Here is a 19,908-nt window from a genome sequence, read left to right on the forward strand (position 1 = left end):
CTATTAGCTTTTAGCCTTTAGCTGTTAGCATTTGTATCATCACCTGACCGCTATAATACAGTCCGCTGTTTTATAGCGGTTTGTTTTTATCGGATAGTTTGTGCCACCTTGGCTAACAGCTAATAGCCAACAGCTAACAGCTTCTTCAGATATTCCTGCTTGCCCGTTTAATGATCTTCGTCGTGGCGCTGTTGGCAGCAACAGCCCATTGTTCACACAATTGTTTTACCCATTGCGGCTGACTTTTCCCTGCATCATTCAGCCAGTTGCCTACGGAGTTTTGAACATACACTGCCGTATCTGCCTTTAGCGGTTCCAGTATAGGCAAGGCTATGGCAGGCGTGGTTTTGAGCTGGTCAATATGCTTGCACCAAACACCGCAGGGGCGTGTTACTTCTACGGCAAACCGGCGGATGTTTTCATCCGGGTGAGATACCCATTTTGAAAGGAGGGTAATACTTTCATTCAAATGAAGGCTTACTTCATTCCTGACCGCCATCCAGGCAATTTCCCTGACACCAAAATGTGCGTCAGCAGCAAAAGGTTGGATAGCATGCAGCTTTTGCAGGATGCTCAGTTCCGGGTCGGTCCCTATCATATAACAAGCCCAGCATCGCACACTGTCTGAAACATGGGCCGACAAAAAAGGAAGTAGTTGCTGATCGCTGCTGTTTTTACTTTCCTGCAATAAAAATTCCCCGATCGCCATGATCGTACTTCTCACACTTTTTTGATGCAGGGAGGCCATATTATCCTGGAGCGGTTTCAGGTAAAGTGGCTTATCAGCAAATACATGCATCAATAACTGACGGTGATCTACCGCCAGCCATTCTGTTAAATTGACGGAGGGAATGCTGCCACGATTCAGTGCATCCATTACTGTGGGAGGGATATGCGCGGCCTTAACAGCTCCTTTCCGTTGTGTCAAATCCTTGTTGTCCTTCATACTTTATCTTCTGCTATAGGTTGGGTAATATCCGGTGTTTTTTAAGATGCTAATTTCGGAACATTTTTTTCGTTGCTCACCGCGTTTGTTATTTCTTCCGCCATTCCTCTCACCGCGTCATCTGCATCTTTATGAAAACAGGCGTACCAGCTGCGGCTGGAAAGTGTATGGTCCAGCGGAATTAGTGCCAGGGCATGATTGGTGGCGTAGCTTTTAGCTGCCCAGTTGGCCATGATAGTAATGCCCATGCCTGCTTTTACCATTTCCAGGATGGTTTCGGTGAGGGGCATTTTAATCAGCTGTTTAAAGTGTACTCCTTCGAGAAAGGCGTAGGAGAGGCCGTCTTTACTGAATTGATATAACAACAGGGTTTCTCCTTCCAGCTGGGAGGGCTGCAGTGGCTTTTTCAGTTTAGCCAGGCGGTGCGCTGCGGGGGCCACTACTACCAGGTTATCATCAAAGAGGTGTTTGTATTGCAGCGGGCTGTCGGGGAGGCGTTTGCTCACGATGGCCAGGTCCAGCTTGCCTTGTTCCAGGTATTGCAAAGGTTTTTGGGTGGCTTCCACGATGATCTCCACATTTACCTGTGCATGCTGCTGCTGAATTTGTTGCAGGGCAGCTGGCAGCCAGTTATAGCAGGTATAACATTCCGTGCTGATCCGCAATTGGCGAGATTTGCCCGCTTTCAGGTGACCTAATTCTTCCTGCAGGTATTGCAGGCGGGGCAGGATCACCTGGGCGCTCTCCACTACTTTCCGGCCAGCCTCGGTGAGAATCATTTTTTTACCGCTACGAAGAAACAGCTTCAGCCCCAGTGCCGTTTCCAGGTCTTTGATCTGGTGGCTGAGGGCAGATTGTGTGAGGTGAAGTCGCGCCGCAGCTTTCGTTACCGACCCTTCGCTGATCACCTTGTCTATGATCTGAAGATGCTGAATTGTAATCATGAGTAAAATTCATTATTACGGTAAAATTAAATCATTTTTATCATAATGAACCCTGGCCTAATATTGTGGTCATAAAAAACATCCGATATGAAAATTCAAAGATTAGGCTGGGCCGGCATTAAAATTGAAACCGGTGGCCTCACCATCCTGGTAGATGCGGTAGAGCACTATGCAGCAAGCAGGTTCTTTGTGATTGATACAAAAGATGCTGACTACACGTTCAGCGATGATACCCAGGCAGATTATGCCGTCATCACCCACTTGCATACAGATCATTATGATGCAGGGCTGATCCGTAAATGTCTGAAACCGGAAGGTAAACTGGTCTGTTCCTCATTATTTTCCGACCAGCTGCGGGCTGATGGGTTTGATAACCTGGTGGTGCTTTCATGGGAGGAGGTATTTGATGCCGGAGCGGTACAATTTACCCCTGTATTTGCGATGGATGGCTTTGGCGATCAGCAGGTGTCCTGGGTAATAGAAGACAGTACCCACCGTATTTTACATGGCGGGGATACTATCTGGCATAATCAATTCTGGAAGATAGGCGCGCAGTACCAGGGATTTGACGCGGTATTTTTGCCGGTCAATGGGGTGCTGATGCATTTTAAGAAGCCTGAAAGCGGGGGACCTGCCACTTTAACCCCTGAACAAGCGATTGGAGCGGCGGTGATATTAGGAGCTAAAGTATTGATTCCCATCCATTACGGATTTAATCTGCCAGGTGTTTATGAAGAATATCCCAATGTGGTACCCAGGTTAAAGGAAATAGCTGCCGGAAGAGGATTGCCGCTGTCCTTTCTTCAGCCGGGAGCGTATTTGGAGCCACAGGCCACCCTCCAGGAAGCTAATAACTAAGCTACCGGTCAATAATGCACTGCTTCCGCGAGCTCCGCTTCCATCAGCTAAAGGCTAACAGCTAATAGCTCTCTTAACAATTATTCATTCTTAACGATTATTTTTTTACCTTTGCAGCCGAAATTAAACGGGGGTTCCCGGTTGCATTCATCATTGATAATTACTAATTAAGTATATGTCCGGACAGCTGAAAGAAGTTCGTAACCGTATTAAGTCGATACAATCCAGCCAGCAGATCACTAAAGCCATGAAAATGGTGAGTGCTGCCAAGTTAAGGCGTGCGCAGGATGCTATTTTGCTCATGCGTCCTTATGCAGTAAAGTTGCAGGAAATGTTGCAGAACATCGTATCCAATACCGAAGGTGGTATTGATATGTCCCTGGCAGCAGAGCGGCCGGTAGAAAAGGTATTGATGGTGGTCATTACTTCCGACAGAGGCTTGTGTGGCGCATATAATTCCAATATTATCAAGCTGGCCAAGCAGATCATCCGTGAAAAATACGTGGAGCAGTTTGCTAAAGGACAGGTGGAGATCATGCCAATTGGTAAAAAAGGTTATGAGAACTTCACGATCAATGGTTATAAAGTAAATGATAAGTACTGGCAGTTATTCCAGCACCTGACTTTTGAAAATGTGAAAGCAGCGGCTGCTATCGCGATGGAAGGTTTTGTGAAAGGTACCTATGATGCTGTGGAAATTGTATACAGTGAGTTCCGGAACGCTGCTACCCAGATCTTCGTATCAGAGCAGTTTTTACCTATTGCCAAAGTAGAAAATACAGAAAATAAAGGGATCAAGGCCGACTTTATATTTGAGCCGGAAAAAGAAGTGCTGATAGCGGAGCTGATGCCTAAAATCCTGAATACCCAGTTCTTCAAGGCGATGCTGGATGCACACGCATCTGAGCACGGTGCACGTATGACGGCAATGGATAAGGCTTCTGAAAACGCCAGCGAACTGCTGCGTACCCTGAAGATCTCTTACAACCGTGCCCGTCAGGCTGCTATTACCACAGAGCTGACCGAAATCGTGAGCGGTGCGGCTGCATTAAATGGTTGATAAATAACCAGCATGTGTATGATTGGAATAGCTGCTATTCAACTTATTCACATGAAATCAACAGACAAATATTTAGATTTTATCAATAGGGTCAAAGACTGTATTTTCGGTCTTTGACCTTTTTTTATGATCGCTGGTTATGGCCTATGCAACCGCTGCTATGGCTGCCATCGCAAACCTGTCATTGAATTATGGAAATATCACAGATCATTCCACATGTTGAAGCATTGATTTTTGCTGCCGACCGGCCCCTGCCCATGCTGGAAATAGTGGATTTGCTGAATAATGCACTGGCCTTCCTGGAAGACCGTGCTACACTTGACCAGGTAGAAGCAGCCATGGAAGCCATCCAGGAAAAATATGGTTCGGAATTCTACGCTTTTGAAGTAAGAGCCAGTGGTGGCGGATACCAGTTCCTCACCAAAAAGGATTATTATCAGACGGTAGCCCAGCTGAATGGGGATAAATTCCTCAAACGCCTGTCTACTGCCGCTTTGGAAACACTGGCTATCATTGCCTACCGACAGCCCATCTCCAAAGGGGAAATAGAACATATTCGCGGGGTAAGTACAGATTACTCCATTCAAAAGCTGCTGGAAAAAGAACTGATCGTGATCTCCGGACGTAGCGAAGACTTGCCGGGCAAACCACTGCTGTATGCTACTTCCAAGGTGTTTATGGACTACTTTGGCCTCAACTCCACCGCCGATTTGCCCAAACTGAAGGAACTGTTTGATGAAGAAGCGATCCAGCCCACCCTGATCAATGAGGATACGGCTACTATAGGCCGCGACGATATGGCAACAGCAGACAGGATCAATGGCGCGATGGTTATATCTGAAGACGGCGAACTGATTGAACAGGATGAGGATAGCCTGGAAGCAGATGAAAATCTGGAAATTCCCCCGGTGCATCCGGAAGAACATCAACCGGACGAACCCGGTGATACCGCGCCGCTGATGGAAACTACTGTTGCTGCGGAAGAAATCGGAGGACGCGTAGATGAGGATACTGCAAGGGCCGATGAGGAAGCAACTCTTGAAGAAGTACATCCGGTCTCCCATGAAGAAGAAGAGGTGGATGATATTAACGAAAGAAGACTGGAAGAGGCTATGGAGGAAGAAGAGGCAGAAGAAATACCGGAAGGAAATGGGGAAACAAAAGAAAAGACCATGACCGAAGCTGCGCCAGAAGGTGAGCAGGAAGAAGAGTACGAGGAGGACGACGATGAAGAAGATGATGAAGAGGATGAAGATGAGGACGATGAGGACGATGATGAAGATGATGAAGAGGAAGATGATGGAGAAGACGATGGAGAAGACGATGGAGAAGACGATGGCGAAGACGATGAAGACGAAGAGGAGGATGAAGAAGAAGATGATGATGAGGAGGAGGAAGACGACGAAGAGGAAGATGATGATAAAGAAAAAGAAGACCGTTAAAAAGCGGATAAATAACAGGTGCTGCTGTTGGCTGCTATCTGTTAGTGAATATTGAAACTGGCTTCGGCCAGTTTTTTTTATGCCTGACCGTTAGATGCTTGTTGTATCCCCTTTACTTATAATCCCAATGCCTATCTGGACCAGTAGTTTTATTTAAAACTGGAGGAGTGATGTTACCCGGAAATAGTTAAATTTTGCAGTGTCAAAACAGTTTGAAAACGAAACAGGAGTTTTATGCAGTCTGACAACGACAATAGTGAACAGTTGATCCGGGAGAATCTGGCATTTATTCACCGGCGGATAGCAGCCGCCTGCGCTGCCAGCGAACGGGAGATCACTGCTGTAAAATTGCTGCTGGCCACCAAAACCGTTCCGCCCGAAAAGATAAAGATCGCTATCGCAAACGGTGAAACGTTAATAGGAGAAAACAAGATCCAGGAACTGAAAGAAAAAGATGCGGCATTGGCAGGATTAAAGCTGGAAAGGCATTTTATCGGCCATCTGCAGTCCAATAAAGTAAAGGATGTATTAAGATATGCAAGCTGTATACAGTCGGTCGACCGCCTGGCTATTGCGGAAGCATTACAAAAGCGGCTGGAGCTGGAATCCCGGCAGCTGGACATCATGATTCAGGTCAATACCTCTTTTGAAGAAAGTAAATTTGGCCTCCACCCGGATCAGGTACTGCACTTTGTAGAAGCAATGAAGCAATTCCCACTGCTACACATCACCGGCCTGATGACCATCGGCCTGTTTGATGCAGATCCTGAAAAAGTACGTCCTTCGTTCAGGCTGCTTCGTACGCTCCGCGATGAGATAGTGAACAATGGCTTATTGCCGGCAGCACAATGCCGGGAACTGTCCATGGGAATGAGTGGTGATCTGGAAACGGCTATTGCAGAAGGGGCCACCATCGTACGGGTGGGAACCGCTATTTTTGGAAAACGTAGCTACCCTGATAGTTATTACTGGAATGAACAAACGGCCTGACAGCATGCATATTCATATTTTTCAACATGTACCTTTTGAAGGGCCGGGATATATCGCACAATGGGCGGCAGCAAATGGACATCCCATCAGCTATACCCGTTTTTATGAAGCAGGGTATGTACTGCCTGCGCTGGATAACATAGATGCACTTGTTATCATGGGTGGGCCGATGAGCGTGTATGACGAACATATATACCCCTGGCTGATAAAAGAAAAAGCATTTATTGAAGATACGATCCAGGCAGGCAAAAAGGTATTGGGCATATGCCTGGGCGCACAACTCATTGCAGTTTGCCTGGGGGCTTTTGTGCCTACCGCACTGAATAAAGAAATAGGCTGGTTCCCGGTGAGCCCCACAGCGGAATGCTGCCATGTGCCCTGGTTTAATGAACTGTTCCGGGAAAACCCGGTGGTATTCCACTGGCATGGCGATAAATTTGATATCCCATACGGGGCATATGACCTGCTCTCCTCTGCGGCCAACAGCCATCAGGCGTTTATTTTCAATGAACAGGTATTAGGTCTGCAGTTTCACCCCGAAATGACCCCGCAAGGGCTTGCAGACCTGGTAACACATTGTGAGCATGAATTACAAAGCGGGCCTTTCATCCAGGACAAACAAACCATCCTCCAGGCCAGCTCCATGACAAAAAGTGGGAATATGCTGATGGAAAAGATATTGCAGCGATTGTTTTAAGAAAGTGAATATGGGTGGGGGGACTTTACAACTACTCCCTTAGTCATTTTACTCAAACACAGCTTAACCTCTCCTTAGTCCCCAGGTTAAAAAAGGAATACCCCATCTATGAAGTATCCATATAGTATCCCTTATAAGGGGTACTATATGGGTACTTCAAGGGTGCTTTAAGGATACTTTAAGGGTACTTTAACCTGGGCGAAAGGTAGGCTTTGCCCTATGGTAAAATAGCCTTCACCTGGAATATACTGATGGTATTTTACCAGGTGGCGTACGATTTACAGTCCCCCGATCACCGCTGCGAAAATGGCACTCAGCTTTTTGTCTGCTTTGCCGGCAACGGCAATAATTTCTTCGATAGAAACGGGCTGAAGATGATCCGGGTCACACTCATCGGTGATGACAGAAACGGTAGCACAGGGAAGCTGTATCTGGTTGGCTACAATTACTTCCGGTACGGTGCTCATCCCCACCAGGTCGGCACCTATGGTGCGTAAAAAGCGGTATTCTGCCCTGGTTTCCAGGTTGGGTCCCATAACAGCAGCGTAGGTTCCTTTTTTGAGAGACACCCCGTGTTGAAGCGCCGCTTGCTGTAACAGGCTGCCCAATGTTTTATCGTACGGACAGCTCATATCCGGGAAACGGGGGCCAAAAGCTGGCGAATGAAGCCCTCTCAGCGGGTTTTCCGGTTGCAGGTTGATATGATCGTCCAGCAGGATGAGATCGCCTTTTTTAAAGTCGGGATGCATACCACCGGCAGCATTGCTGAGCAGCAGTTGCTGTATACCCAGTGCTTTCATCACCCGGATAGGGAAGGTGATCTGCTGCATGCTATAACCTTCGTAATAATGAAAACGCCCCTGCATGGCAATTACCGGTACGTTGTTGACCCGTCCAAAAATAAGATGACCTTTATGGGATTCTACAGTAGCTTCCGGAAAATGGGGAATGTCCTGGTAAGCAATACTTTTTTCAACCTGAATATGCTGTACCAGCTGTCCGAGACCAGTGCCCAGCACAATGCCTACCCTGGCATGATGAAAATTGAACTGTTCGAGGTACGTACGGGCTTCGGCTATTTGTTGTAATAATATATCCATGCGGGTGATAATTTTGCCGCAAGATAAAACTAAACCATGCAGGATGCATGACGGAAAGGGTTAATTTCCTTTACGGGCAATGCGATAGAACAAAGGAGGAAGGATGCGTTTGATCCACAGTAACCACTTTTCTTCTCCCGCAATCAATACGCTTTTTTTCCGGCGCCGGATAGCCCGTATGATTTTCCGGGCGCAGGTAGCTACCGGGATACCGTTGAGCTGGCCTTTATCCATTTGTCCGTGCGGCGCACCGGTAGCGGTGATGGCCGCAAGGGATAAAGGTGTATGTATTCTACCCGGACAAATCAGCGTGGTGTATAAATGCGGTATAGGTTGTTCTGTTTGCAGGGTTTCAAAGAAACCTTGCAGGGCATGCTTGGAGGCAGCATAGGCCGATCGCTGGGGATAACCGTATAATCCTGCCATACTGCTGATCACCACAATATGTCCGCTTTGCTGTAATTGAAACTGGGGTAATAATGCTTTGGTGAGTGCTACCGGGCCAAAGAAATTGGTTTCCATGATCAGGCGATCGATAGCCAGGGGCGTATCGATGATTTTTGAGCGCTGGGTGACGCCTGCATTATTGATGAGGATATCTATCCGGTTGTAAAAGGAGCGGGCGGTAGCAGCCTGCGTAATTACCTGTGGCGTATTGGTCATATCCATGGGCAATACCTGGCAATGTGGGGTGTGCGCCAGGCAAAGCTGCTGTACTGCCTCCAGGGCAGTGATATTACGCCCCGCCAGGATAAGCCTGGCCTGGCAGGCAGCAAACGACAGCGCCAGTTCCCTGCCTATGCCGGAACTGGCGCCTGTGATAAGTATAACTTTATTATTAAAATCCATCAGCCATTTTTAGAGGCTTGCTGCAGGACAAGCTGTTGACAAGCATAAAGGTACTTGCAAAACAGGTTACTCCTGCGGGTTTTATGATTTTAATGAACGGATGTTAATGTTTCTCCATAATACTTTAATACCACCACCGGAATGGATCTGTAAAGCGATTTGTCCGCTGATAGCACCGATTTTTTCATCGTCCAGCTTAATCATTTCCTGACCATTTAACCAGGTCGTTACTTCATTACCTACTACCCGGATCTTCATGGTATTCCACTGGCCCATTTTCAGGAACTTGTCTTTTTCTTTATCTGGTTGGATCAACCAGCCACGGCCATAAGACTCGTAGATACCACCGGTATTGTTGCCTGGAGGAGCTACTTCTGCCTGCCAGCCTGCTATTTTGGTACCATCGAGGGAAGAGTGGAAAAATACCCCACTATTACCATCTGCTTCCTGTTTAAATTCCAGGGTCAGTTCAAAATCTTTATACTGCTTGTCGGAAGCCAGGTAGCCGTATTCTTTGTCCGGGCCGCTTTCGCAGATCAGTAAACCTTTTTCCACATACCATTTTTCAGTACCGTGAATTTTCCAGCCATCCAGGTTCTTACCATTGAACATGGACTGTGCTTTTTGCGCAAAAGTAGCTGTGCTGGCGAGTAACAGTCCAGCTCCTAGTATCCATGCCTTTAAAGTCAATTTTTTCATATAGTTGATTATTTCAGTTGTTTGCTTTGGAGTGGAGAAAGATAGAAAGATATTTTCTTTTTTTATAGCTGGTGGGGTACTGTTTTAGCAATATTTTAACTTGTTTGTTCAGCAGGAGTCAGCAGTTGCCTGGGGAATAGGGGGATTATGCTATTAAAAAGGGGCTAACCGGAAAGCATGTTGCTTTGGTTAGCCCCTTCGGTATTTTTCTGTAAGATTATCTGGCGATGTTCACAGCTCTCTTTTCACGGATGACTGTTACTTTGATCTGACCGGGATATTGCATCTCTGTTTGGATCTTGGTAGCGATTTCAAATGACAGGCGGTCTGCATCCTCATCAGTTACTTTATCACTTTCCACAATTACGCGCAGTTCACGACCTGCCTGGATAGCATAGGCTTTTTCCACCCCTTCATGTGCCAAAGCGAGGTTTTCCAGGTCTTTAATCCTTTGCAGGTAGCTTTGCATGATTTCGCGGCGGGCGCCGGGACGGGCACCGCTGATGGCATCACAAGCCTGCACGATAGGGGAAATCACATATTGCATTTCCATTTCATCATGGTGGGCGCCGATCGCGTTCACTACAGCAGCATGCTCACCATATTTTTCGGCCAGTTTGGCACCCAGCAGGGCGTGGCTCAGTTCAGTTTCTTCATCCGGTACTTTACCAATGTCATGCAGTAAGCCTGCACGTTTGGCCAGTTTGGGGTTTAAGCCCAGTTCTGCCGCCATTACCGCACAGAGGTTGGCGGTTTCTTTGGAGTGCATCAGCAGGTTTTGTCCATAAGAAGAACGGAAACGCATTTTACCTACCAGGCGTACCAGTTCTTTATGTAAACCATGTATACCCAGCTCGATAACGGTTCTTTCCCCGATATCCATTACCTGTTCTTCCAGTTGTTTCTTGGTTTTCTCCACTACTTCCTCAATACGGGCAGGGTGGATACGGCCATCCTGTACCAGGCGCTGTAAAGACAGGCGGGCAACTTCACGGCGTAACGGGTCAAAAGAAGATAATACGATTGCTTCAGGGGTATCATCTACAATCAGGTCTACACCGGTAGCCGCCTCAATAGCGCGGATATTACGACCTTCACGGCCAATGATCTGACCTTTGATCTCATCACTTTCCAGGGTAAATACAGTAATGGTATTTTCGATCGTTTGTTCAGCAGCAGTACGCTGAATAGATTGGATAATGATCTTTTTGGCCTCTTTATTAGCTTTGGCCTTTGCATCTTCAATAATCTCCTGAATGTGGGAAAGCGCCTGAGAGCGGGCTTCTTCTTTCAGACTTTCAATTAACTGGTGCCTTGCTTCCTCGGCGGTAAGGGCGGCTACTTTTTCCAGGCGGCGGATATGCTCTTCCTGATGTTTTTCCAGTTCGGTACGTTTGATGGTGACTAATTCCATCTGGCGATTGAGGGTTTCCTTAATGGCATCATTCTCATTCACCTGTTTCTGTACCTGTTCATTTTTTTGGTTAAGGGCTTGTTCTTTTTGCTTGATACGGTTTTCTGAGTCTACCAGCTTCTGATTGCGTTGCAGCACTTCTTTATCATGCTCACTCTTCATCTGCAGATATTTTTCTTTGGCTTCCAGCAACTTGTCCTTTTTCAGGTTCTCGGCACTAATCTGTGCATCTGCAATAAGTTTCTGCGCTTGTAACTCGGCTTCCTGTATCTTTTGCTGTGTATTTTTGGCAAAAATCACCTTACCTAACACAATACCTATGATCAATGCCACCACCGCGGCTATTGTCGTAATAAGAGAGACATCCATACAAAAATTTTAAACTTTATTTATGTTGCATTCCCTGTTCCGCAGACCCATTCCTTGGTTGTAGGTTGTAGGTTGGGGGGAGAATAGACCCGCGAAAATACAAAAAAATAGCTGCAAAGCAGCAGGGGAGTTATGATAATGAATAATTTAGTGAAAGTAAAGCATATTAAGGGCTGATTATGAAGGGGTAATCACTAGTGGCAGTACTGTGGGAGGGGGATTGGGGGAGTCATCCAAAAAGTTCCTGCATTAATTCATCCTTGGTTTTATCAAGATGGGAAGCTACATCAGTGAGGATGGCGGATAAAGTTCCAATTTTTAAAGGGTCATGATTGGGAACGGTGATATGGTGCTGTCCGGGAGAATCGGTGGTCAGCCTGATATGACTGCCGGTTTGCCTGGTTATAGTATATCCGTAGGGCTTTAGGTATTTAATCAGATCATGTCCGGTAATATCGCGGGGGATTCTCATGCGGCTATTACTTCCTCCCGTACAATATGTAATCGGATAATTCTTTTTATACCATCATCAAAATGACAATGAACAGCATCAATTACGGCTACTTTCAAGGCTTCGATTGTTTCTGCCTGAGTGAAAATAGATATCCCTAATCCTTTAGCGATATAACCACCTTCCGGGCTTTCTTCCACCATAAAAATCAACTCTTCCATAAATAATACTTTTAGCAAATATAACCTTTTATGTTTGTTCTCCCAAACGCAGCGCAGTGCCGTGCATGGCGCCTTCCCTTTATTTCAGATTTTCGTTCAGTAGTTCTTCCAGGCGTTGCAGTTTTTCCTGGAGAAAGGGAGCATTACCTGCCTGGGCTTTGCCACCGCTGGTTACTGGATGGGTGGCATACATGATCAGGGCCATAGCGATATAGTCCTGGAGGTCCTTGCCGGCATAGGCGGTTTTAAATTCAACGATCTTATCGTTCACCTCTTTCATGATACGGCGTACTTCTTCCTCTTCTTCCGGTTTGATCTTGATCCGGTAAGAACGGTCGGCAACCACAATGTTGACAGGAATGAGATTATCCATAAAATGGTCAATTAATAATGGCAAATAAGTGCGCCATTATGATGAAGGTGTAAAATATGTACTGTTGTTATCCGTTCAGCATGGCAATGCAGCGGTCAATCTCTTTGATGTAGTCATTGATTTTGCCGCGGATCTCTTTTTTAAAAGCATCGTCTTCTGATATGGAAGCAGGAGCACCCTGGGCGGCATCGGCAATTTTCATCAGCCGGAGGCGGTCTTCCAGGGAAGCCAGCGCCTGTTGCTGCGTAGCAATTTCTTTGCGTTGGGTATTTACTTCCTCTTTCAGCAATACATTTTCAGACTGCACCAGTTGCATTTTTTTGAGCAACAGGTGCAGTTTGTCTTCAATCCGTTGTATGTATTGGTCAAGTACCATATTATTTTCTGATCCCTGCCTGCAGCTGGGTCTCAAATGTTTTGATCAGCTTATCCATTACACCATCAATTTCCTTGTCGGTGAGGGTCTTTTGCGGATCCTGGAAGGTAAAGCTCACCGCGTAGGATTTTTTATTGACACCCAGTTTCTCACTTTCAAAAACGTCGAATAAGTTAATATGTTGTAACAGAGGCGATTTCACTGCGCGGGTAGCGGCTTCCACTGCTGCAAACTTCACTTGTTTGTCCAGCACCAGGGCCAGGTCCCTGCGTACTGCCGGGAATTTTGGAATTTCCTTGTAAAAGTTATCATTTTTTTGCAGTAATGCCAGGATATTATTCCAGTTGAAATCGGCAAACCATACGGCCTGTTTGATATCAAACTGTTTCAGCTTTTGTGCTGCCACTCCGCCCAGTGTTACTACCGGCTGGTTTTTTACTTTGATTTCCCACGCAGGCTGCAGGCTGGCAGACTCGCTTTCTGCCCATTGCAGTTGGGAGAAGCCGAGCTGTGCCAGTACATTAATAACAAACCCTTTCAGGAAGTAGAAATCTACCGGGCTGGATTTGTGGATCCATGTTTCGGCAGTCTGTTGTCCGGTGAGGTATAAACAGATATGATCATCTTCCTGATATCCTTTGGCAGCCACTTTATAGGTTTTGCCAAATTCGAAGAACAGGAGATTTTCATTTTTACGGTTTAAGTTATGTGCGATAGATTCCAGCCCGCTTTCCAGCATGGAAGGGCGCATCGCGTCGAGGTCGGCGCTGAGGCTGTTGATCATTTTTACGGTATGCTCCAGTACCTCCGGTGTAAAGTATTTGCTGTTGGTGATAGAGTTGGTAAAAATTTCATGGAAGCCATTTGCCGCCAGGTAGTTGGACACTTTTTCGCGTACCCTTTCCTTATCGGGCTGCGCAGTAATCGCAGGCGCCATGACAATATGGGTGGGGATCTCAATATTATCGAGCCCGTCTACCCGCATTACTTCCTCTACGATATCGCAGGGCAGGGAAATGTCCGGTTTGCTGTAAGGTACGGTTACCTGTATCCCTTCCGGCGCCTCTTTGATTACTTCAAAGCCGAGGCTGGTCAGGATATTCTTTATTTTGGCCGGTTCGTATTGTTTGCCGCTCAGCTTGTGTATATAAGCATAGGAAACGTCTACCTTGGTTTTAGGCAACGGTTGCGGATATACATCAATCACCTCGCTGGCAGCCTTGCCTCCAGCCAGTTCGCAGATCAGGGAAGCTGCCCTTTGCAGTACGAATACGGTATTGGAGATATCGACACCTTTTTCAAAGCGGGTAGCCGCATCCGTGCGCAGGCCATGGCGGAAAGAGGTAGCGCGTACACTGCCGGCGCTGAAAAATGCGCTTTCCAGGAAGATGCTGTGGGTAGCGTCGGTAACACCGGAGTGTAAGCCCCCGAATACCCCGGCTATGCACATGCCTTCGCCCGCACCATTGCAGATCATGAGGTCGGCCGCATCCAGTTTTCTTTCTTTTTCATCCAGGGTGGTAAACACCGTATCCTGGGGCAGGTTTCTTACCACTACCGCATTGCCTTTGATAGCATTGGCATCAAAAGCATGCAGGGGCTGCCCCGTTTCATGTAATATATAATTGGTGATATCTACAATATTATTGATAGGGCGAACACCGATGGCGGTAAGCCGGTCTTTTAACCAGGCCGGGGAAGGTGCTGTTTGTACGCCGGTAATGCTGATGCCGGCATAACGCGGACAGGCATCTGTATTTTCGATTGTTACGCTGATGGCCAGCGGGGTGTCTGCCTTAGGCAGCGCCTTTATTTCTGGCAGTTGTACCCGGTATTGCTGGGTGTTTTCAGCATTATTCAGGTAAGCACAAACATCGCGGGCCACGCCGATATGGCTCATCGCATCCATACGGTTAGGGGTGAGTCCTATTTCGTATATCCAGTCCTGCGCAGGTTTAAACAGCTCACTGGCCAGGGTACCGGGTTGTAATGCTGCATCCAGAACCAGGATACCCTCATGGCTGCTGCCCAGTCCTATTTCATCTTCTGCACAGATCATGCCCAGGCTTTCCTCTCCGCGTATTTTAGCCCGTTTCATGGTCAGCGGTTCTCCGCTGGATGGATAAATGGTAGTACCTACGGGGGCTACCACCACTTTTTGTCCTACGGCAACATTGGGAGCACCGCATACAATATGCAGGGGTTCGCCATTACCTATGTTAACGGTCGTCAGTTTTAATTTATCTGCATTAGGATGCTTTTCCGCGGTCAGTACTTCTCCTACTACTAATCCAGCCAGACTGCCCTTTACCGCTTCAAATTTTTCCAGGCTTTCTACCTCCAGGCCTATACGTGTTAAAATAACAGACAGTTCTTCCGGAGTGGGCTTTACCGGTAAATAATCACATAACCAGTTGTACGAAATCGTCATTTGTCAGCTTGAATTTGCCTCTACCTTGAAATAAAGAGGTATATAATTGTTTGTAAATGAATTGCTTGTGTGTCTTTGAAGGCGTTAGTACCCCTCTTCTGGCAACGCGTAAAGTTAAGAGAAAAACTTTGAAGTTAGCTTTTAGCTGTTGGCTATTAGCTGTTAGCGGGGCGTGCAGCGCTATTTAGTAGGAGCTGCGAGCTTTGAGCTGCGAGCCACGAGCCACGAGCCACGGAGGTAGCTATTGGACGTTAGAAGTGCTATTACTGTTTAAATAACAGCTAACAGCTTTATTACAGCCCTGGTTTATCAAATAATGCAGGAGAGCTAAAGGCTAACTGCTAACAGCTAACAGCTTTATTGCTGCTTGCGGCTTTTGTTAAATTACGAAACAGCGTCCAAACCCTTTAAATTGAAAATTCAAAGAAGATGTGGAAAATCTTTTTGCACAAAGTTGTGTGAATAATCAGACCTTTGCTTATCGGTTTTTATGAGTTTTGGTGGATAACTGGGGTGTAGTCAGTGGATAACTGACATTTTGCTAGTGTATAACATGTGCGTGGAGCTTAATAAATTTAATGACTTGGGGTAAGGGAATAAATGGAAAAATGCCTTTACCTTAGTTTTTACGGCTCCCAAAAAATTTACAATTTGTTAAAGTACCGTTAACATAGTGGCAGAGAAAAAATTGTACAGAGGAAACTAAGAGACCGGTTACAGTAACCATTTTCATAACATTTTTTAATACACTGACAATAAATGGATCTCAATCTTAAGAAAGACCGCAGCAATGTGCGCAGAAAACCGTCCATTGATGTGTCTACCTTGGTGTATGGCAAGATACCACCACAGGCAAAAGAGTTGGAAGAGGCTGTGTTGGGAGCCATCATGCTGGAAAAAGGCGCTTTTGATTCCGTTGTAGAAATATTGAAAAAGGAGTGTTTTTATGTAGAAGCACACCAGAAGATTTTTTCTTCCATGACTAAACTGGCGGCCAAATCTATGCCGGTGGATATCCTCACCGTAGTAGAAGAACTGCGGTCAATGGGAGAGCTGGAACAAGTAGGCGGACCATTTTTTGTTACCAAGCTAACCAATGCGGTGGTGTCTTCTGCTAATATAGAGGCACATGCCCGTATCATCCTGCAAAAATTCATACAGCGGGAACTGATCCGTATCTCCGGCGAAATACTCAGCGAATCTTATGAAGATACGGCCGATGTATTTGACTTGTTGGACAGTGCGGAATCAAAGCTGTTTGAAATTACCAATAACCACTTACGTAAGAACTACGATTCGATAGACCGTGTATTGGTGAATACCATGAAGCGGATTGAGGACCTTCGGAATAAAGGGGACGATATTACCGGGGTACCTTCCGGCTTCCCGTCGCTCGACAGGGTAACATATGGCTGGCAGTCGACCGATCTGATCATTATCGCTGCCCGTCCTTCCGTGGGTAAAACAGCCTTTGCGCTGAACCTGGCGCGGAATGCGGCTTTACATCCCAGATTCCCTAAAGGCGCGGCGATATTCTCCCTGGAAATGTCGTCCGGCCAGATCGTACAAAGGATCTTGTCGGCAGAAGCAGAGATCAAGCTGGAGAAAATATCCCGTGGTAAGCTGGAAGAATATGAGATGAAGAAGCTGATGACGCACGGTATAGAGCGGTTGGCCAAAGCACCTATTTTCATCGATGATACCCCGGCATTGAATATCTTCGAGCTGCGTGCCAAGTGCCGCAGGCTGGTACATAACAATGGTGTAGGCGTTATCATCATCGACTACCTGCAGCTGATGAGTGGTAATGCTGATGGCCGCAACAGCAGCCGTGAGCAGGAAATCAGTAAGATCTCCCGTGACCTGAAAGGGTTGGCAAAAGAGTTGCAGGTGCCGGTTATCGCCCTGTCGCAGTTGAGTCGTGATGTGGAAAAACGTAAAGACGGCAACAAGATGCCGCAGCTGAGTGACTTGCGTGAATCGGGTGCTATCGAACAGGATGCGGATATGGTAATGTTCCTGTACCGTCCTGAATACTACGAGATCACCGCCAATGAAATGGGCGAATCCAATAAAGGAGAAACCCACGTGCGTATCGCCAAACACCGTAATGGTCAGTTGGATACCATCAAACTTCGTGCAGTACTGGAATACCAGCGTTTTGAAGATGATGGCAGTATCGAAAATCCGGTACCTTCCGGCGGTGGTAATGCGTTTGCAGGGATGCGCCCTGGTGGTGGTGGCAGTGATGAAGCCAAGCTGTATATCCAAAAAGGCTCCAAGATGAATGATATGGAATTTGATGATATGGAAGATGCTCCATTTTAGACAATAAATTTTGTTTTAAAGCCAGCATCTTACCGGATGCTGGCTTTTTTTGTTACGCTTTTAAATACTGTGCAGACAGAAAAGCAGACCGCTGTTGTAACCCTTTTTTGTTTTGCACGTTTACACCTTTACAATGTCTGGTTTTTCATGAAACAGCTATATAAAAAATACAAGTTCCATTACAAAGATAATTTCAGTTTAGCCTTTCCCGTTATTATATCCCAGCTGGGGCATACCCTCGTGGGATTTTCTGATAGTCTGATCATTGGTCATACCGGTAAGGTGCCTTTGGCGGCGGTATCATTGGGGAATAGCCTGTTTACCATTTTTATGGTAGCCGGTATAGGGATGTCTTACGGACTTACCCCATTGATTGCGCAGGAAAACGGACGGGGCAACCGGCGAAGCATCGGACATCTGCTCAGTCACAGTCTTATCATCAATGTAGCCGTAGGGATCCTGCTCTTTGCAGTTATATTTTTCGGGAGTAACTATATGGGCTACCTCGGACAGGAAGCGGATGTGCTGGCACAGGCCAGGCCCTTCCTGCGTTTCCTGGGATTTTCTTTTTTGCCCCTGATGGTGTTTTTAACCTTTAAACAATTTGCGGAAGGACTGGGTTTTACCCGTCAGGCCATGAACATCAGTATTATTGGCAATGCACTGAATATTGTAATTGGCGTAACGCTGGTGTATGGATTCTTTGGCTTGCCACGGATGGGGGTAATAGGGGTGGGGATCGCCACTTTCACCGACCGGCTGGTAATGGCCATTACTATGGCCTGGTATGTATTGCGGGCCCCCAGATTTAAGGTGTACCTGCAGTCGTTCGGTTTTCAGCATATCAGCTGGGCTACCATTAAAAAGGTGTTGGGCATCGGTACGCCGGTAGCCCTGCAATACCTGTTTGAAGTAAGCGCTTTCAGTGGCGCTGCGATCATGGTAGGCTGGATAGGCGCCGGCGAGCTGGCGGCGCATCAGATTGCCCTCAGTCTGGCGGCGATGACTTATATGATGGCCAGCGGTGTATCTGCAGCAGCAGGTATCAAAAGCGGCAATAACATGGGGCGGAAGGATTTCAAGGAATTGCGGATGTCTGCTATAGCCAGCTATCATATGGTGCTGATGCTGATGGGCGCTGCGGCGTTGTTGTTTATGTTTGGTAATCAGCTATTGCCCAGGATGTATATACAGGATCCTACCGTTATTGCTATCGCTGCGCATCTGCTGATCATTGCTGCGTTCTTCCAGTTATTTGACGGCACACAGGTAGTAGGGTTGGGGATCCTCCGCGGCCTGGGAGATGTAAGACTGCCTACTATCATCACCATGCTGGCGTATTGGGGGATGGGGATGCCTATCGCGTACTGGTTTGGGATACACCTGGGCTGGGGCGTGGAAGGTATCTGGTATGGCCTGTTGATAGGTTTGTTGACCGCCTCCGTATTGTTGTTTGTACGTTTTCATTATAAAACCAAACAGCTGGAAGCAGGGGCATTTAAAAATATATAGGTTTTCTTTTTACTAATTTTGCGCATCATGGATTTACCACTTTTTTACGCAAAGGATATAGCGCCTGGTACGGCAACTTATACAATGGATGAGCCTACGTCCAAACATTGTATCATGGTGCTGCGCAAACAAAAAGGCGAGCAGGTGCTGCTGGCCGACGGACGGGGTAATAAGTTTACTGCGGTGATAGCAGATGATAACCGGAAGAAATGTGTGTTGCAGGTAACTGCCTGTGAAAATGTACCGGCACCAACGCCGGCTATTCGTATAGCCATCTGTTTTACGAAGAATGCTTCCCGCATAGAATGGTTTCTGGAAAAGGCCACAGAGATAGGCATACAGGAGATCATTCCGGTGCTGAGCCATCGTTCGGAAACAGAGAAGTTTAAGGCAGAGCGGTTGCAGAACATCCTGGTATCTGCGATGATGCAATCCCAGCAATATTATTTGCCGGTGCTGGAAGCCCCCGTAGCTTTTGATAAAGTGGTAAAGCAAAGTAAAGACAGCCAACGGTTTATTGCCCACTGTTTGCCGGAAAGTAAAACGCATCTGTGGCAGGCCATGCAGCCAGGAAAAGATACTTTAGTGTTAATAGGACCGGAAGGCGATTTTACGCCCGCAGAAATAGCCCTGGCGCTGGAGCAGGGATTTCAGGCAGTATCATTGGGAGATACCCGGCTGCGTACAGAAACAGCGGGCATGGTAGCTGCTACCATGTGCAAATGTGCAAACGTGGCGGGATAGTAGCAGGAAGTAAGCCGACCAGCGCCATGCTTGAATGCTGACTTGTTTATCAATTAGCGGAATAAATCAGGACTGACCATTGTTTTTGGTCAGCCCTGTTTAAA

General features: G+C 46.8%; 19 protein-coding genes. 8 read left to right on the plus strand and 11 right to left on the minus strand.

Annotated features, from left to right (window positions below):
- Positions 1 to 145: 145 nt before the first annotated feature.
- Positions 146 to 946, minus strand: a complete 801-nt coding sequence (locus ABR189_RS21575) for a DNA alkylation repair protein (protein WP_354662555.1) — start codon at positions 944 to 946, stop codon at positions 146 to 148.
- 41 nt (positions 947 to 987) lie between these two features.
- Positions 988 to 1,890 (minus strand): LysR family transcriptional regulator, encoded by a 903-nt coding sequence (locus tag ABR189_RS21580; RefSeq protein WP_354662556.1) that lies wholly within the window; start codon positions 1,888 to 1,890, stop codon positions 988 to 990.
- Positions 1,891 to 1,977: 87 nt separating this feature from the next.
- On the opposite strand from ABR189_RS21580, the gene ABR189_RS21585 reads away from it, so the two are divergent.
- From ABR189_RS21585 to ABR189_RS21605, 5 genes are all read left to right on the plus strand, one after another.
- On the plus strand, positions 1,978 to 2,748 hold the full coding sequence (locus ABR189_RS21585; RefSeq protein WP_354662557.1) for an MBL fold metallo-hydrolase: 771 nt from the start codon (positions 1,978 to 1,980) through the stop codon (positions 2,746 to 2,748).
- A gap of 175 nt (positions 2,749 to 2,923) precedes the next feature.
- On the plus strand, positions 2,924 to 3,808 hold the full coding sequence (atpG, locus tag ABR189_RS21590; protein ID WP_354662558.1) for an ATP synthase F1 subunit gamma: 885 nt from the start codon (positions 2,924 to 2,926) through the stop codon (positions 3,806 to 3,808).
- 191 nt (positions 3,809 to 3,999) lie between these two features.
- Positions 4,000 to 5,250 (plus strand): SMC-Scp complex subunit ScpB, encoded by a 1,251-nt coding sequence (gene scpB, locus ABR189_RS21595; protein WP_354662559.1) that lies wholly within the window; start codon positions 4,000 to 4,002, stop codon positions 5,248 to 5,250.
- A gap of 234 nt (positions 5,251 to 5,484) precedes the next feature.
- The gene (locus tag ABR189_RS21600) at positions 5,485 to 6,240 is read left to right on the plus strand and encodes a YggS family pyridoxal phosphate-dependent enzyme (protein WP_354662560.1); all 756 of its coding nucleotides are present in this window, start codon (positions 5,485 to 5,487) and stop codon (positions 6,238 to 6,240) included.
- 4 nt (positions 6,241 to 6,244) lie between these two features.
- Complete coding sequence (locus ABR189_RS21605) at positions 6,245 to 6,937, plus strand: type 1 glutamine amidotransferase (protein ID WP_354662561.1); 693 nt, start codon at positions 6,245 to 6,247, stop codon at positions 6,935 to 6,937.
- A gap of 278 nt (positions 6,938 to 7,215) precedes the next feature.
- Here the strand turns inward: ABR189_RS21605 and ABR189_RS21610 are convergent, their stop codons facing one another.
- From ABR189_RS21610 to pheT, 9 genes are all read right to left on the minus strand, one after another.
- The gene (locus ABR189_RS21610) at positions 7,216 to 8,037 is read right to left on the minus strand and encodes a purine-nucleoside phosphorylase (RefSeq protein WP_354662562.1); all 822 of its coding nucleotides are present in this window, start codon (positions 8,035 to 8,037) and stop codon (positions 7,216 to 7,218) included.
- A 60-nt stretch (positions 8,038 to 8,097) separates the two neighbouring features.
- Positions 8,098 to 8,886, minus strand: a complete 789-nt coding sequence (locus ABR189_RS21615; RefSeq protein WP_354662563.1) for an SDR family oxidoreductase — start codon at positions 8,884 to 8,886, stop codon at positions 8,098 to 8,100.
- 81 nt (positions 8,887 to 8,967) lie between these two features.
- Positions 8,968 to 9,585 carry a 3-keto-disaccharide hydrolase gene (locus ABR189_RS21620; RefSeq protein ID WP_354662564.1) on the minus strand — a complete coding sequence of 206 codons (618 nt, stop codon included), beginning with the start codon at positions 9,583 to 9,585 and terminating at the stop codon, positions 8,968 to 8,970.
- 217 nt (positions 9,586 to 9,802) lie between these two features.
- A complete protein-coding gene (gene rny, locus ABR189_RS21625) occupies positions 9,803 to 11,368 on the minus strand; it encodes a ribonuclease Y (protein WP_354662565.1) in 1,566 nt (521 codons plus the stop codon).
- A gap of 229 nt (positions 11,369 to 11,597) precedes the next feature.
- On the minus strand, positions 11,598 to 11,840 hold the full coding sequence (locus ABR189_RS21630; protein ID WP_354662566.1) for a type II toxin-antitoxin system HicA family toxin: 243 nt from the start codon (positions 11,838 to 11,840) through the stop codon (positions 11,598 to 11,600).
- Entirely contained in the window at positions 11,837 to 12,040 is a 204-nt protein-coding gene (locus tag ABR189_RS21635) for a 2-oxoisovalerate dehydrogenase E1 subunit beta (protein WP_354662567.1), read from the minus strand. Before ABR189_RS21635 ends, ABR189_RS21630 begins: the two co-directional genes overlap by 4 nt.
- A gap of 79 nt (positions 12,041 to 12,119) precedes the next feature.
- Entirely contained in the window at positions 12,120 to 12,413 is a 294-nt protein-coding gene (locus ABR189_RS21640) for a cell division protein ZapA (RefSeq protein WP_354662568.1), read from the minus strand.
- 67 nt (positions 12,414 to 12,480) lie between these two features.
- Positions 12,481 to 12,789, minus strand: coding sequence for a hypothetical protein (locus ABR189_RS21645; protein ID WP_354662569.1), 309 nt, complete (start codon positions 12,787 to 12,789; stop codon positions 12,481 to 12,483).
- 1 nt (position 12,790) lies between these two features.
- A complete protein-coding gene (gene pheT, locus ABR189_RS21650; protein ID WP_354662570.1) occupies positions 12,791 to 15,220 on the minus strand; it encodes a phenylalanine--tRNA ligase subunit beta in 2,430 nt (809 codons plus the stop codon).
- Positions 15,221 to 15,979: 759 nt separating this feature from the next.
- On the opposite strand from pheT, the gene dnaB reads away from it, so the two are divergent.
- The 3 genes from dnaB to ABR189_RS21665 all read left to right on the plus strand — a co-directional run bounded on the left by dnaB (position 15,980) and on the right by ABR189_RS21665 (position 19,804).
- Entirely contained in the window at positions 15,980 to 17,548 is a 1,569-nt protein-coding gene (dnaB, locus tag ABR189_RS21655; protein WP_354662571.1) for a replicative DNA helicase, read from the plus strand.
- 147 nt (positions 17,549 to 17,695) lie between these two features.
- Complete coding sequence (locus ABR189_RS21660; protein ID WP_354662572.1) at positions 17,696 to 19,060, plus strand: MATE family efflux transporter; 1,365 nt, start codon at positions 17,696 to 17,698, stop codon at positions 19,058 to 19,060.
- Between the two features lie 27 nt (positions 19,061 to 19,087).
- Complete coding sequence (locus tag ABR189_RS21665; protein WP_354662573.1) at positions 19,088 to 19,804, plus strand: RsmE family RNA methyltransferase; 717 nt, start codon at positions 19,088 to 19,090, stop codon at positions 19,802 to 19,804.
- The last annotated feature ends 104 nt before the right edge of the window (positions 19,805 to 19,908 follow it).

It is taken from the genome of Chitinophaga sp. H8, assembly GCF_040567655.1.
GTDB lineage: Bacteria > Bacteroidota > Bacteroidia > Chitinophagales > Chitinophagaceae > Chitinophaga > Chitinophaga defluvii.

Excerpts from the sequence above, each read along its gene's own strand:
- ABR189_RS21575 (WP_354662555.1), bottom strand. The coding sequence starts at position 946 with ATGAAGGACAACAAGGATTTGACACAACGGAAAGGAGCTGTTAAGGCC.
- ABR189_RS21580 (WP_354662556.1), bottom strand. The coding sequence starts at position 1,890 with ATGATTACAATTCAGCATCTTCAGATCATAGACAAGGTGATCAGCGAA.
- ABR189_RS21585 (WP_354662557.1), top strand. The coding sequence starts at position 1,978 with ATGAAAATTCAAAGATTAGGCTGGGCCGGCATTAAAATTGAAACCGGT.
- atpG (WP_354662558.1), top strand. The coding sequence starts at position 2,924 with ATGTCCGGACAGCTGAAAGAAGTTCGTAACCGTATTAAGTCGATACAA.
- scpB (WP_354662559.1), top strand. The coding sequence starts at position 4,000 with ATGGAAATATCACAGATCATTCCACATGTTGAAGCATTGATTTTTGCT.
- ABR189_RS21600 (WP_354662560.1), top strand. The coding sequence starts at position 5,485 with ATGCAGTCTGACAACGACAATAGTGAACAGTTGATCCGGGAGAATCTG.
- ABR189_RS21605 (WP_354662561.1), top strand. The coding sequence starts at position 6,245 with ATGCATATTCATATTTTTCAACATGTACCTTTTGAAGGGCCGGGATAT.
- ABR189_RS21610 (WP_354662562.1), bottom strand. The coding sequence starts at position 8,037 with ATGGATATATTATTACAACAAATAGCCGAAGCCCGTACGTACCTCGAA.
- ABR189_RS21615 (WP_354662563.1), bottom strand. The coding sequence starts at position 8,886 with ATGGATTTTAATAATAAAGTTATACTTATCACAGGCGCCAGTTCCGGC.
- ABR189_RS21620 (WP_354662564.1), bottom strand. The coding sequence starts at position 9,585 with ATGAAAAAATTGACTTTAAAGGCATGGATACTAGGAGCTGGACTGTTA.
- rny (WP_354662565.1), bottom strand. The coding sequence starts at position 11,368 with ATGGATGTCTCTCTTATTACGACAATAGCCGCGGTGGTGGCATTGATC.
- ABR189_RS21630 (WP_354662566.1), bottom strand. The coding sequence starts at position 11,840 with ATGAGAATCCCCCGCGATATTACCGGACATGATCTGATTAAATACCTA.
- ABR189_RS21635 (WP_354662567.1), bottom strand. The coding sequence starts at position 12,040 with ATGGAAGAGTTGATTTTTATGGTGGAAGAAAGCCCGGAAGGTGGTTAT.
- ABR189_RS21640 (WP_354662568.1), bottom strand. The coding sequence starts at position 12,413 with ATGGATAATCTCATTCCTGTCAACATTGTGGTTGCCGACCGTTCTTAC.
- ABR189_RS21645 (WP_354662569.1), bottom strand. The coding sequence starts at position 12,789 with ATGGTACTTGACCAATACATACAACGGATTGAAGACAAACTGCACCTG.
- pheT (WP_354662570.1), bottom strand. The coding sequence starts at position 15,220 with ATGACGATTTCGTACAACTGGTTATGTGATTATTTACCGGTAAAGCCC.
- dnaB (WP_354662571.1), top strand. The coding sequence starts at position 15,980 with ATGGATCTCAATCTTAAGAAAGACCGCAGCAATGTGCGCAGAAAACCG.
- ABR189_RS21660 (WP_354662572.1), top strand. The coding sequence starts at position 17,696 with ATGAAACAGCTATATAAAAAATACAAGTTCCATTACAAAGATAATTTC.
- ABR189_RS21665 (WP_354662573.1), top strand. The coding sequence starts at position 19,088 with ATGGATTTACCACTTTTTTACGCAAAGGATATAGCGCCTGGTACGGCA.